This is a genomic window from Ruegeria sp. R13_0 (genome assembly GCF_017743995.1).
Classification (GTDB): Bacteria; Pseudomonadota; Alphaproteobacteria; order Rhodobacterales; family Rhodobacteraceae; genus Ruegeria.
On record NZ_JAGHRB010000026.1, the window covers coordinates 1 to 13,615 of the forward strand.

Here is a 13,615-nt window from a genome sequence, read left to right on the forward strand (position 1 = left end):
CCACGCGGTTCAACTCGCGCTTGCTCATAATCACCCATCCCATGTCCGCTCACCCTCATGTTCTTTTGAGGGTAGAGTGACATTCCTGAATTGCTCATGGGTGACATTATCGCTTTGCGGCTACAATCCGAGTATCGGATAATCATGATTATGGTAAAATATGGGGGATACATCCCTTTCAACTTTGACGGCGTGCCGCTCGACCGTGTCGCGGACGTCGCTGAACGGTCAATGCTGCGCCGCTATGCGCAGGAAAATCGACATGGTGCTTTCGGGTTTTATCACGGAACCGAGGTCGAAGGCCTCGTCCACACCCGCACTGGGTACCACAGCTATCACGTATGACAGGAGAAGCAGATGATCCCCGAGTTGCGCAAAGTTGCTACCTTTGACGAAAACGTTCTTAGCGAAGGGGGCCGACCGTCAGACCCTGTGCTACGCATGATCGGTGTGGCAGCGGTGATCAAGAACCCCTGAGCCGGGCGTGGTTTTGTCTAGGACCTGTCGCCGGAAATCTGACGGATGGCTCCTGTATTGGGTGAAATGCTCACTGAAAGGCTAATAGCCCTGGCGGGATCGGGTGATGCGATTGAGGCCTATGGCAAGGCCTGTATTTCAGGCACGAGTTGCGAGGTAGAGCACGCCTCGGAGCTGATCCACACGCTACAATTCGGGAATTTCTACCGTGAAGCCGTCGGAGCAAAAAGCTATCTCGGCTTTACCAACATACGTGGCCCAGCCAATACCCAAATTCAGATCCCGCTGATGGACAAACATGATACCGGGCGGCGGTCGCATTATCTGACGGTGCAATTCTCGATCTACGACGCGCCGGATGTGGATGAACTTGTCGTGGCACTTGGCGCAGCGACTCGTGGTCGCCCGCACCATCGGATTGGTGACCGCTACTCAGACCTTGCTGCCCTTGGAAGGGATGTCGAGAACCCGGCTGGGGTCTAGATTTCATCGTTTGGGATCACTTTTACCCCGCCCCCGAACACTGCAGGTTTAGAGTGCTGAATCGCTGCTTCCTGTGATTCAAGCCTGCGCCTTCCTGAGATCAACTTTAGGATGGCGGCACCTCTGAACGTTGTGTTTGTGAAACGGCGGCACCCCAGCGTGCCAGTCGAAGACAGCGCGACTGACAACAAAGTCGCGCCTTAGGTGGCACAGGCTAACTCATTATTTTTCTAAAGTAATTCCCCTCGCCTGACAGTCTCGAAACGATGGCGTCGGCAGTTGATTTTGCGCGCCTTTCTGTCCTCTGAAATTACTTCTTGACGCTTCACTGGCGTATATGGTTTCGTATATGAAACCGTTTTGCGGTGAATCGTTTAGACCGGCGAAGGGAGGCGCTGTGATGGCGAAGCAAGAGTCAGCGCTGCGTGCGCAACAAGAAAACGAAAGCCAGGTCACGGTGTCCCTCAGCGGGATCGGGATGTCCTTTTCGGGAGTATCTGTTCTTCGAGACGTCGACCTCGTCTTTGACGGTGGCGAAATCCATACGCTTATGGGCGAGAATGGAGCTGGGAAAAGCACGCTGGTGAAAATCATCTCGGGTGTGCAAAAACCGACTTTCGGCACATTCCAGATCGATGGTGAGACGGTGTCTTTCGACTCGCCCCGGGATGCTGAAAACCACGGGATCGTCATCATGCATCAGGAACTCAGCCTGATCCCCGAAATGACAGTGGCCGAGAATGTGCTGTTGGGCCATGAACCGCGGAAATTTGGAGCGTTCATTGACCGTAAAGCTCTGAGAGCAAAGGCCAAAAAGGCATTGGCCCGCTTTGGGTTCACCCTGGACATCGACACGCCGGTCAAGGACTTGCGTGTAGGCGAGCAGCAGCTTGTCGAGATTGCCCGCGCCCTGTTGATGAACGCGCGGCTTCTGATCATGGATGAGCCGACCTCGGCCCTGTCGCAGGCCGAGGCGGATATTTTGATGGAAGTTGTGCGCGATCTGGCGCTTCAGGGCGTTGCTGTCGTCTATATCTCACACCGCATGGACGAGGTGTTCGAAATCTCGGATCGGGTGACGGTGTTGCGGGACGGTGATCTGATTGGCACGCGACTGGCGTCCGAGACAACCTCGGCGGAACTGATCCGTATGATGGTGGGCCGGACGGTCGAAATCAACGCGGTGGAACGGCAGAACCCGGCGACGGATGAAACCGTGTTGAAGGTTGAAAACCTCTCGGCCTGGGACGGGAAGCGCAAGGTTCTGGACGATGTGTCGTTTGATCTGAAACGCGGTGAAATCCTGGGTGTTGGCGGCCTTTTGGGTGCCGGTCGCACCGAACTGCTGGAAACCCTGTTCGGCGCAAGAGGCGCCAGCTATCAGGGCGAGATCACGCTGGAGGGCAAAAATCTGCGTCCCGTGAAGCCTCAGGACGGGGTGCGCAACGGGCTGGCTCTGATCACCGAAGATCGTAAGGGCAACGGGTTGATCCTCGATCGGTCGATCTCATCGAATGTTGCGCTTCCGCTGATGCCGTTGCAGTCCCGCTTTGGACGGTTTTCCGAAGCGGAACAGCGCAAACAGGCCCTTCAGGCGATCGAAACACTCAAGGTAGCGGCCACCGGACCGGATCATCCGGTTGGCAAGCTCAGCGGTGGCAATCAGCAAAAGGTTGTTCTTGGCAAATGGCTGGCGACGCAGCCCCGCGTTCTGCTGCTGGACGAACCCACGCGGGGCATTGATATCGGCGCCAAAGACGAGATCTACGATCTGGTCGGGCGACTGGCCGATCAGGGCATCTCGGTCCTGTTTGCAAGTTCCGAATTGTCCGAGTTCATGGCGGTCTGTGATCGCATGATCGTCCTGTGCGAGGGCCAGATGGCCGGAGAGCTTTCCCGAAAAGAAATGTCCGTGGACACAATCAAGGCCCTGGCGATGCAGTTCCGCTAACTGCCCCGGCCCACAAAAGAGAAAAGACATGACCGTTATGGAACCCAACAGCCCGACAGTGAAACAAGACCGCCCCGGAGCGGCGATTTTCATGCAGCTTTTGAGCAAGACAAAGCTCTATTGGGGGTTGTTCGCCCTGATCCTGTTTGGCGCGCTGACCTCGCCCCTTTCTTCGAAAGGTAACAATATCTTCCTGTCACTCGGGAATTTGACGGACATTCTGCGTCAGGTTTCGGTCACAGGGATTGTGGCTGTCGGCATGACGATGGTGATCTTCATCGCCGGGATCGACCTGTCGGTAGGCTCGGTTATGGCTCTGGGCACGGTCATCTGCGCCATGTTACTGACGCAGGAGGGCTGGACAGCGGCCAGCTATTTCGGGGTTCCGGCAACCGGCATCGTACTGTTCGTTTGCATCGCGGCCCTGATCTATTTCGTTCAAAGCAACCTGAACCGCAGCTCAGAAAACCCGACCGCAAGCGCACCTTCACGGATGCTCAGCCGGTTGGTCGCTGCTGCAATTGCTATCGGCGTGATGGTCTGGCTAGCGGGTCAGGTCATGCCCAAGTTCGGCGTGCTGGCCGTACTGATTGTGGTGCCCTGCATCGGGGCCGTCATGGGTACGGTGAACGGGGCGCTGATCGTCTACGGCCGCCTGCAGCCCTTTATCGTGACGCTGGCCATGATGGTGGGCGCGTTGGGTCTGGCGCGCGTCATCGCGGGGCAGGATACGGCCGTTTACCCGGTCTATACCGGCAGCAACGCAACCGAAAACTTTGAAGTTCTGCGCGAGTTGCTGTGGGGCGTCCTGCCCGTGCCGGGGCTTTTCTTTCTGGGTGTGCTTCTGGTCTTTTTCCTGATCACCCGCTTTACCACCTTCGGCAGCTACCTGATGGCTATTGGCGGCAATGAAGAGGCTGCGCGTCTGGCGGGCATAAATGTGGGTCGAAACAAGATCATCACTTACGCGCTGGCCGGGGGCCTCTCGGCACTGGCCGGGGTACTGTATGTCGCGCAATTCCGTCAGGGCAAGCCGGATGCCGGTCTTGGGCTGGAACTCGACGCGATTGCAGCCGTTGTGATCGGCGGCACCAGTCTGATGGGTGGCCGAGGCGCCATCATGGGAACTTTTGTGGGGGTGCTGATCTTTGGCTTCCTCAGCAACATCCTGCAGCTCAACAACATCGACAGCAACACACAGCTGGTGCTGAAAGGCATCATCATCGTGGTCGCCGTCCTGCTGCAGGAAGGGCGATTTGAAGAGATCTTTGTCATGGCGAAAGAACGCCTGGGCAGAGGGAGGAGGCTCTGACCTCAGATCTTGGCGGACCAAGGTCAGAGCGCAATCAGAACGCGGGACTTCGAAAAACCCGCATCATGACTAAGGAGTAGACTATGAAAAGAAGAACATTTGGCAAGGGCCTGATGGCCGCCACCGCACTCGCGACCTCGTTTTCGGCATCCATGGTACTGGCGGCTGACAACTATGTGATCGGTTTCTCGCAGGTGACCACTGTTGAGCCCTGGCGCGTCCAGTTCAACAAAGATCTGCGCGCCGAAGCTGATCTGCATGACAATGTCGAGCTGATCATCGCAGACGCCAACGACCGGACCGAAAAGCAGGTCGCGGATGTTGAGAACTTCATCCGGCAGGAAGTCGACGCGATCCTGATTTCTCCGAAAGAATCGGCGGGCTTAACCGGTGTTGTTGAACAAGCGACCGATGCTGGCATCCCAGTCTTTGTTCTGGACCGCAACGTCGATACCGACAAATTCGTTCAGTGGGTTGGCGGCGACAACGAGTTGATCGGTCGGGAAGCCGGTAAATTCGCGCTGGATCAACTGGGTGGCGCTGGTGCGGCCAGCGGTACGATTGTTGAGATCTGGGGTGGCCTTGGCACGCAGGCAGCGCATGACCGCGCCAATGGTTTCCACGAAGCCTTTGAGGGCGAAGAAGGCGTGACCTTCTTGCTGGATCAGCAGTCGGGCGACTGGAAACAAGATCAGGCCTATGACATTATGTCGACCGCCCTGCGCAACTATGAAGACATCACCATGGTCTACGGCCACAACGACCCGATGGCCTATGGCGCCTATCTGGCCGCCAAGGACGCAGGCCGTGCAGATGACATCATCTTTATCGGCGTTGACGCTCTGCCGGGCGAAGGCGTGACCTGGGTCAACAATGGCGAATTGTCGGCCACTTTCCTCTACCCGACCCCGGGTGCCGAGGGCCTACGTCAGGCGCTGAAACACCTCATGGGCGAAGAAGTGCCGAAGTCGGTTGTCATGGGTACCGAGGCGATCACATCCGAGAACGCCGCTGAAATCCTGAAGAAGAACGGCCTGTAAGGACGGTTCAGGTCGGTTTCCTTTCTCCTCCCTGCCGGGATGGCCGACCGGACACGCAGGGGCTTGCGCCCCTGCTGTCTTTTTTGAGAAAGCTTCGAAAAAGGGGGCGCGAATGTCCGAGCAAAAGACGAAACTACAAAAATACTCTGCCCCCGCTTTGGAAAAGGGGCTGGATATTCTTGAGTTTCTATCTCTGTCGGACACCGCCCCTACCCTGTCTCAGCTGGCGCAAGGTATCGGTCGTTCAAAGAATGAGATCTTCCGCATGATGATCGTGCTGGAAGAACGCGGTTACATCGAACGTCAGGAAGGGGACCTGTTCAAACTGACCGGAAAGCTGTCCCTGCTGGGTGGCGACCGGACTGACAACAGTAAACTGGCGGAACTTGCGGAGCCTTACATGACCCGTCTGGCCGAAGAGATCGAGCTGTCCAACCATCTCTGGGTGCCCAACGGTAAGGACGAGCTGATGGTCATCAATAGCGTGTCATCCTCTCAAAACTACGGTGTCACCGTCCAGATTGGGTACACGACCCCGGTGTTCCCAACCTCAGCCGGAGCTTGTTTTCTGTCAGAACTGGAGGACGACGCCCGGCGCATCGAATTGCTCAGAACCATCGCACCGGACCAGAGCCCCTCTGACCTGCAAGCGTTTTCAGATCATGCCGCCGACTGCCGCCGGCAGGGATCTGTCTCGTTGGGAAGCCCGGAAAACCAGGCGATCAACGAAATCTCGGCCCCGTTGGCCCATGGAGCTGGCAAGACGGTCATTGCCGCTTTGACCATCCCTCACTTCGCCAATGCGCTGATCGACAATCGGCGCGGCATGGTGGTCAAAGCGCTGCAAACGACGGCCCGTCAGCTTCAAGAAAACATAGCAACCCATATGCCTTTGCCACGCGCGGCTTGGCACAATGCGTTCTAAGAAAGCCTTCGCCGGTCTACGGGCGGCTTGATCCGGAGCAATGCGCCGGTGTTCTTTCAGGCCTCAACGCTCTATCGCCACACAGGTTTTCGCTTTCGCGGCTTGCGCCAATGAGATCGTCAAGTTCAGGTTCCGTTGCGGTCACAATTGAAGCGTGCTGTTGGTTTGGCGTCACCAACCAATCATACCCACTGCGCAATAAACCCTTTTTGGGTCGGACGGTCCGGGGTTATTCCGCTGATCTTGGGGGCAGGAAACGGAAATCTCTGATGCTGTCGGGTTTCATCTCGATCGAGAACCCGGGCTGCGTTGGCGCCAAATAGGCCCCGTTTTCCACCACGCAGGGGTCGATAAAACGCTCATGCAGGTGATCGACATACTCGATCCGCTTGCTGTCCTTCTCACCCGAGATCGCAACGTAGTCGATCATCGACATATGCTGGACGTATTCACACAGGCCCACGCCCCCGGCATGGGGCCAAACCGGCAGATCGTATTTCGCCGCCATCAGCATGACCGCGAGTACCTCGTTCAACCCACCCATCCGGCAGCTGTCGATCTGAACGATGTCGATCGCGCCTTCCTTGATGAACTGCTTGAACATGATCCGGTTCTGGCACATCTCGCCCGTCGCTACTTTGACCGGCGCGACGCCCTCGCGGATCGCCTTGTGGCCAAACACGTCGTCAGGGCTGGTGGGCTCTTCGATGAAGAACGGACGGGCGAAGGACAGCGCCTTGACCCAGTCGATCGCCTGATCGACCTCCCACACCTGATTGGCGTCGATCATGATGTTCATGTCTTCGCCCAGCACCTCGCGGGCGATGGTCAGGCGGCGAATGTCGTCATCCAGATCGCGGCCAACTTTGAACTTGGTATGAGTAAAGCCCGCCTCCTTGGCCTCATGGCAAAGGCGGCGCAGCTTGTCGTCGGGGTAGCCCAGCCAACCCGCCGAGGTCGTGTAGCAGGGATAGCCCTCGGCCTTCAGTCTAGCGATGCGCTCCACTTTGCCCGGTTCAGCGGCACGGAGCATCGCCAGCGCTTCATCCGGATTGATCGCATCGGTCAGATAGCGGAAGTCGATCAGGCGCACGATGTCTTCGGGGCTCATCTCGCTGACCAATTGCCAAACGGGCTTGCCCGCCTCTTTGGCCCACAGATCCCAAGCCGCGTTCACGACCGCCCCTGTCGCCAAGTGGATCGCGCCCTTGTCCGGACCGATCCAGCGCAGCTGGCTGTCGCCGGTGATATGGCGCCAGAACCGGCCCATATCTTCTGTGATCCAGTCCAGCTCCAGCCCGTTGACCAACGCACCGAGGGCTTTGATCGCGGCCACGCAGATCTCATTGCCGCGGCCAATGGTGAAGGTCAGTCCGTGACCCTCATGCGCGCCGTCAGTTTCGAGCACCACATAGGCCGCCGAGTAGTCGGGATCGGGGTTCATCGCATCCGACCCATCCAGACTATCCGAGGTCGGAAACCGCAGGTCCTCGGTCCGAATGCCGGTTATCCGGGTCATTTGCTAGCCTCAACGGTTTGGCGCTGAACGCCCAGTCCTTCGATCCCCAATTCCATCCGGTCGCCGGGCTTAAGGTAGGTCTGCGGGTCCTGACCCATACCCACGCCCGGAGGCGTTCCGGTTGAGATCACATCGCCGGGCTGCAGTGACATGAACTGCGATAGGTGCGAGATCACGGTTGCTACGTCAAAATGCATCGTTTTTGTCGAACCGTCCTGATACCGGTGCCCATTCACCTCAAGATACATCGGCAGGTTCTGCGGGTCCGGCACCTCATCCCGCGTCACCAGCCAGGGGCCGATGGGGCCAAACGTATCTGCCGACTTGCCTTTGACCCACTGGCCCGAGCGGTGCAGCTGGAAGTCGCGTTCGGACAGATCGTTGACCACGCAATAGCCCGCGACGTGGTCCAGCGCGTCCTCGACGGAGACGTATTTGGTATGCTTGCCGATCACCACGCCCAGCTCGACCTCCCAATCGGTTTTGACCGAGTTGCGGGGGATTTCCACGGTGTCATCAGGCCCCATGATCGCCGAGGTCGCCTTGAAGAAGATCACCGGTTCTTCGGGTAGGGCCATGCCAGATTCAGCGGCGTGGTCGGCATAGTTCAAGCCGATGCAAATGAACTTGCCCACATGCCCGACGCATGCCCCAATGCGCGGCGTACCTTCGACCACGGGCAGAGCATCCACATCCAACGCGCGCAGGGCATCAAGCCCGGCATCCGACAACGCGTCGCCCGCGATATCGCCAATAGCACCCGACAAATCGCGAATCGCACCGTTTTCAGCCATAAGGCCGGGTTTTTCTTGTCCAACCGGACCGTAACGCAGCAGCTTCATCTCAAATCTCCCTGATCAAACGGTCCAGCCGCCATCGATGGCGAAGGTCTGTCCGGTGGTGAATGCGGTCTCATCGCTGCCCAGATAGACGGCCAAGGCGGCAACCTCGTCTGCGTGACCGATACGGCCCATGGGCTGGCGCGCGATGAAGTCTTTCATCGCCTGCGCGTAGTCGCCGGTCGCGCGCAGGCGGTCGTGCAGACTGGGGCTGTCGACTGTGCCAGGGCAGATCGCGTTGCAGCGGATGCCCTGTGTGATGAAGTCAGCGGCGATCGATTTCGTCAGGCCAATCACGGCCGCTTTGGACGCGCAGTACGAAAAGCGGTTCGGCACGCCTTTGATAGACGAGGCGACCGAAGACATGTTGATGATCGAGCCACCGCCATTCTCCAACATGCCGGGCAGAACCAGCTTGGCCAGCCGGTACATCGCCTTGACGTTCAGATCAAAACTGAAATCCCACTGGTCATCGTCGCATTCAAGGATCGAACCAGCACCAACGAACCCTGCACAGTTGAACAAAACGTCCAGCGCTCCGACGGTTGCGACGACCTCGACCACAGCCTCTGCATCGGTGACGTCCAGTTTCAAGGCCGTCACACCCTCGATCGCAGCCAGTTCCGCAAGAGTTGCATCGTTGATATCGCAGGCAATCACCTGCGCGCCTTCGGCCACGTATTTTTCGACGCTGGCGCGTCCAATGCCCTGCCCTGCTGCGGTTATCAGTGCTTTCTTTCCGGCCAGACGGCCCTGTGGTTTGGTCATTTCGTCCTCAATCCGTATGATAAATTTCAGTCATGGGTGCCCACTATTTGTTGCCGATGCCATTGGTGGCCAAGAAACCGAAATGGTCAGACCAGCCAGCGCGCGTGACCGCCACCAGCGGCTGGATCGTCACGCCGACAGTGCCCCCGACCACAGACGATTTTGCATCGTTGGAGAACCCGGCGCTGCCCTGCCACTGCTGGTCAACTGAGGTGCTACCCTTGATCACGCCCTGACCCAAATCGACCCTCATCTTCGAAGAGGTGTCCGTTGCAGATGCATGCACCTCTTTAAGAATCAACAACGGCAATGCGCGCCAGTCGGCGTTCAAGCTCAGGATGCACTTATCGCTTTCGGTCACAGCCACCTCGTGGGGCTGGTAAACGAGGGCTTCGTACGTGTTTGCATCATTTGTGCCGTAGAAGATCGCCTGATCCTTCACCTGTGGCCAGGTTTCGAAGACGGTCAGAGCCTCCATGTATTGCGCTTTATCCATTGCAGCCTGTTTCGCGCCTTCAGAATTCGACTTGAGATAGCCCAGCTCCGAAACATCAAACTGCGCGCACTGCAACGCCAGAAGCTCGCCGTTCTTGGCAGGTGCATAAGTGTTGCCCGCCGCGCATTTGGCAATTGTGTCTTCCGAAACGAAGACGCCTATGTCGACATACGGACCTTCGTATTGCTGTCCACCAATCAGCTTGGGTTCAACAACAGCCTCGGGGAAAGACCTCCAGTCCGATTCGGCGCGCACCGCGCCCGCGATCAGAATGACGCAGCTTGCAAGCAATCCATTGATTGTATGGGACGATTTCATCACTTGCTTCTCCCTGATCTCGGCTTGGCGACTCTCCCACAGCGCTCCAATTCGTATTTAAAACTTTTATTTACAAATAAATCAACATTGACTTGCGCTGCATATTCAAGTCACTTTGCCCACGCATTCGCCCGCAAGCGCGAATTTGGAGGAATACGTGTCTGCTACTTCAGAGAAATATCGTGCCCCTGCCCTTGAGAAGGGTTTGGACATTATCGAGTTGCTTTCACAGCATGCCGATGGCTTGGCCCAAGGTGACATTGCACGCGCTCTGGACCGATCCCAAGGCGAGATTTACCGGATGTTGTCGACACTGGTGCGACGCGGTTACGTGATCCGGTCCTCTGACGATGATCTCTATTCGCTCAGCCTGAAAATGTTTGCGATTTCGCAAAGGTATCCTCCGGTCGAGCGGTTGCTTGAGATGGCGACACCCAAAATGCGCGCCGTAACGCGAAAGGCCTGGCAATCCTGCCATATGGGGATGGAGAGCAATGGAGACATAGTTGTTGTCGCCTCGATCGCCTCGCCCGGGAACTGGGGCCTGGCGTTGCGCGTCGGAACCGTGATTGGCCTTGGGAATACCGGGACCGGCCGTGTTCTTGCAGCGTTTCGCAGTGACGCCGCCCTTGAAGACCTGCTAGACAATCACAGGCTTGCGCAAGGTGAGCCGGAATTGGATGTCGTTGAATTCAGGGAACATGTCGCCCGCATACGCGAATTGGGCTATGAGCGAATGCCATCAGCCACAGCGGTTGGGGTGACGAACCTCGCCTACCCTGTGCTGGACCACGAAGGGCAGGTAATCAGCGTTGTGAACTGTCCATTTCTGGAAAGGATCGACCAATTTGAAGTTCCGGGAATTGAAGACGTGCACCAACTCTACAAGTCGCTGGCGGAAGAATTGACCGATTTTTATACGGGCAAGTCGCAAGCCTGACCTACCAGTCGCTTGTCAACAAGCCCATAAACCATCCGTTTAAAAGGGGCGGAATAAGTAATAGTTGTCGGCAGATAGCAGTCCCACCTGCCCGAGCCGTTCTCTTTTTTGACTGGCTCTACCGGAGATCAAAGCCGACTGGTCAAAGAGACAGTGCGCCGTCTTAGAAAGTTGAGCAGTTCCCGTGGATTGCCGGCCCGTTTTTCAATCTCGTCTCTCTCGATAGGGTCACCGACGATCGGGCGCTGGGGTTTATCCAAGGCGTGCCGCACTTCGTACAAAAGCAACCCTTGACGCAGCGTGGCAGAGACATTGCTGGCGATTTGGTAGGCGCGACTGTTGCGCCCGGGAAAGCGGATGGGGACAACTGTGGCCCCAGACCGCTGGATCAACTTGGCTGTAAAAGGATTCCATTCGCGTTCTATAGCAGGCCCCCACCAACTGTCCGACGAGGCAACAACCCCGGAAGGGAACAATGCGATTAACCCTTCGTTCGCAAGATGCTCCATAGCTTTTCGGCGCATCTCCAGGCTCTTTTCAAGAGCGTCGGGTTCATGATCGAAGGGGACCGGGATCATGAACTGGTCAATCTCAACCACACCCGTTAGCAGAGACCGCGTTAGAATTTTATAGTCAGTTCGGACCTGACCGATCAGTTCGGCCAGGATCATGCCGTCGACGAGTCCGTGCGGGTGATTGGCGACAACCACCACGGGCCCTTTGCTCGGGATTTGACGAATTTCTTCATCGGGCGTTTGCAGCGCGATGCCCATCACCTTGAGGGCCTGCCCCCAGAAGGGTTGCCCAGAGGGCACGCCCATTGCCTCGAATTTTCGGATGCGACGTAACAAATGGAATTTGCTTGTCGCCAGCTCAATCGCTTTAATCGCCCATCGCTGAACCGGGTTGCTGAATGTGGACGCATAAGACAAGCGGCGCCGATCATAGGGCTGTTCGCTCAGGTTTGTTCCGTCGCTCTGGCCAAGCAGCAGCCGAGTCTCTTTGTCAGGGCGGCCTGTACCGGGCCTTTTGAGGGTCTGAGACCCCTTACCCCTCATCGAAGGATGAAGACCGAACACGGCGCACGGCGTGAAATACGCGACGCCGTCGAGCCCAGAAGATAGTCTCGAACGCCGGGTTTGTGAGATCCGACAATAACCAAATCAACATGGTTCTCGCGGGCAAACTCCGCAACCTTAAGGCCCGGCTTGCCAGTGATGACTTCGGTCGAGATGTTGTCCGCGCCGCTCGCAAGGCGATCCAGTTCGTCCTTGATGCGCGCTGTCAGGTGGTTCTCGGGTTTCGACTCCACGAATTCGGCGACGAAACCGGGTATGTCTTCCAGCACTGTCAACAAGGTCATCCGGCCGTCTTCGGCAAGCAGACGGCGCCCAGCGGCGATTTTGTTGGCGACGACGCCTTCGTGGTCCAGAGCGACCGGGATCAGAATGTGCTTGTACATAGTCAGTTCCTTTGTCGATTTAAGGGGCGTTTGTGGCGTCCGTGCTGAGGGAAACGATCATCTTGGCGGTCTCAGACATTTGCACGTGCAAGTTCACGCGCTAGATCAAGATATTGAGCGGGAACCGCTATGCCATGCGCCCGCGCGTGGCTGATCGATTTTGCCCGCCGATCCCCCGGAAGCCGCGCGCCTTCGAGGCTGTCGATGGCCGTTAGCACCATTTCGAGACGATCCGTGAAGGCGCCCAGATTGCTTGGTCTCATGGCAATCAGGAACTGCCCGGACCCCGGAGAAGGCCCCTCTGCGTCGAAAAACGAAGCCACGCCCAAGCTGGGATTTGCACCTGTGAAAACCGACGCGAGAACCTCGACCATCAAGGCGAGGACGGTTCCCTTTGCCCCTCCGGCTGGGGCCATGGAACCAGCCAATGCGGCGGCTGGGTCGGTTGTGGGTTGGCCGTCTTTGTCAAAGGCCCAGTCCGGCGGGATGGGCTGGCCTGTCTTTTTGGCATGCATGACCTTGCCGCGCGCAACATGCGACAGCGCCAGATCAATCACCAGCGGCGGCGCGTCGCGTCGCGGGGCAGCAAAGGCGATGGGGTTGGTGCCAAAAACCGGACTGGCGGCGCCCCAAGGGGCGATTGCAGGAGGGGCATTGGCAAACATCAAGCCCACAAGACCCTCAGCGGCGAGCTTTTCGACCTGCACCGACAGTGCGCCAGCGTGATGCGAGTTTTTGATCGACATCGTTGCTGTGCCGTATGAACGCGCCACGCTTATGCCCTCTGAGATGGCGTGATCCAGCGCCGGATACGCAAACCCGAAATCGGCGTCAGTGGAGATCGCTGTTTGACTGGTCAAGCGAGAAGCAATGTTCGCATCTCGATTTATCTTTCCGCTACGCACCTGGGCGACATAGTCCCCGAGGCGCGAAAAACCGTGTCCCGCCTGGCCTTCGGCTTCTGCCGCCACCAACGCGTTAGCGACGGACTCAGAGTGTTCACTCGAAACCCCCTGAGCCATCAATGCACCTGAAATCAGGGTCTTGGCCTCGGAAAGGCTGATGTTTTCCACATGTGTCATGGT

Annotated in this window: 13 protein-coding genes and 1 pseudogene; 7 read left to right on the forward strand and 7 right to left on the reverse strand. The window is 57.5% G+C overall.

What is annotated here, in order from left to right; genetic code table 11:
• Nucleotides 1-96 precede the first annotated feature (96 nt).
• From J7394_RS21475 to J7394_RS21500, 6 genes and pseudogenes are all read left to right on the forward strand, one after another.
• Nucleotides 97-345 (forward strand): hypothetical protein, encoded by a 249-nt coding sequence (locus tag J7394_RS21475; protein ID WP_209256018.1) that lies wholly within the window; start codon nucleotides 97-99, stop codon nucleotides 343-345.
• A 12-nt stretch (nucleotides 346-357) separates the two neighbouring features.
• A pseudogene (locus J7394_RS21480) lies at nucleotides 358-960 on the forward strand (amino acid synthesis family protein).
• Between the two features lie 400 nt (nucleotides 961-1,360).
• Nucleotides 1,361-2,911 carry a sugar ABC transporter ATP-binding protein gene (locus J7394_RS21485; RefSeq protein ID WP_209256019.1) on the forward strand — a complete coding sequence of 517 codons (1,551 nt, stop codon included), beginning with the start codon at nucleotides 1,361-1,363 and terminating at the stop codon, nucleotides 2,909-2,911.
• A 28-nt stretch (nucleotides 2,912-2,939) separates the two neighbouring features.
• The gene (locus J7394_RS21490; RefSeq protein WP_209256020.1) at nucleotides 2,940-4,223 is read left to right on the forward strand and encodes an ABC transporter permease; all 1,284 of its coding nucleotides are present in this window, start codon (nucleotides 2,940-2,942) and stop codon (nucleotides 4,221-4,223) included.
• Between the two features lie 83 nt (nucleotides 4,224-4,306).
• Nucleotides 4,307-5,263, forward strand: a complete 957-nt coding sequence (locus tag J7394_RS21495) for a substrate-binding domain-containing protein (RefSeq protein ID WP_209256021.1) — start codon at nucleotides 4,307-4,309, stop codon at nucleotides 5,261-5,263.
• Between the two features lie 112 nt (nucleotides 5,264-5,375).
• Nucleotides 5,376-6,188, forward strand: a complete 813-nt coding sequence (locus tag J7394_RS21500; RefSeq protein WP_209256022.1) for an IclR family transcriptional regulator — start codon at nucleotides 5,376-5,378, stop codon at nucleotides 6,186-6,188.
• 229 nt (nucleotides 6,189-6,417) lie between these two features.
• Here J7394_RS21500 and J7394_RS21505 read toward each other — a convergent pair whose 3' ends face one another.
• Genes J7394_RS21505 through J7394_RS21520 form a run of 4 tightly spaced genes read right to left on the reverse strand, consistent with a single transcriptional unit; the run spans nucleotide 6,418 to nucleotide 10,128 of the window.
• The gene (locus J7394_RS21505; RefSeq protein ID WP_209256023.1) at nucleotides 6,418-7,707 is read right to left on the reverse strand and encodes an L-fuconate dehydratase; all 1,290 of its coding nucleotides are present in this window, start codon (nucleotides 7,705-7,707) and stop codon (nucleotides 6,418-6,420) included.
• Nucleotides 7,704-8,549 (reverse strand): fumarylacetoacetate hydrolase family protein, encoded by an 846-nt coding sequence (locus J7394_RS21510; RefSeq protein WP_209256024.1) that lies wholly within the window; start codon nucleotides 8,547-8,549, stop codon nucleotides 7,704-7,706. Before J7394_RS21510 ends, J7394_RS21505 begins: the two co-directional genes overlap by 4 nt.
• 15 nt (nucleotides 8,550-8,564) lie before the next feature.
• Entirely contained in the window at nucleotides 8,565-9,314 is a 750-nt protein-coding gene (locus J7394_RS21515) for an SDR family oxidoreductase (RefSeq protein ID WP_209256025.1), read from the reverse strand.
• Between the two features lie 43 nt (nucleotides 9,315-9,357).
• Complete coding sequence (locus tag J7394_RS21520; protein ID WP_209256026.1) at nucleotides 9,358-10,128, reverse strand: hypothetical protein; 771 nt, start codon at nucleotides 10,126-10,128, stop codon at nucleotides 9,358-9,360.
• 157 nt (nucleotides 10,129-10,285) lie between these two features.
• Between J7394_RS21520 and J7394_RS21525 the strand changes: the two genes are divergently transcribed.
• Nucleotides 10,286-11,068 (forward strand): IclR family transcriptional regulator, encoded by a 783-nt coding sequence (locus J7394_RS21525; RefSeq protein WP_209256027.1) that lies wholly within the window; start codon nucleotides 10,286-10,288, stop codon nucleotides 11,066-11,068.
• Between the two features lie 128 nt (nucleotides 11,069-11,196).
• Here J7394_RS21525 and J7394_RS21530 read toward each other — a convergent pair whose 3' ends face one another.
• From J7394_RS21530 to J7394_RS21540, 3 genes are all read right to left on the reverse strand, one after another.
• Nucleotides 11,197-12,000, reverse strand: a complete 804-nt coding sequence (locus tag J7394_RS21530; RefSeq protein WP_371812130.1) for a lysophospholipid acyltransferase family protein — start codon at nucleotides 11,998-12,000, stop codon at nucleotides 11,197-11,199.
• Between the two features lie 122 nt (nucleotides 12,001-12,122).
• On the reverse strand, nucleotides 12,123-12,530 hold the full coding sequence (locus J7394_RS21535; protein ID WP_209256028.1) for a universal stress protein: 408 nt from the start codon (nucleotides 12,528-12,530) through the stop codon (nucleotides 12,123-12,125).
• 71 nt (nucleotides 12,531-12,601) lie between these two features.
• On the reverse strand, nucleotides 12,602-13,612 hold the full coding sequence (locus J7394_RS21540) for an Ldh family oxidoreductase (protein ID WP_209256029.1): 1,011 nt from the start codon (nucleotides 13,610-13,612) through the stop codon (nucleotides 12,602-12,604).
• Nucleotides 13,613-13,615: the final 3 nt, after the last annotated feature.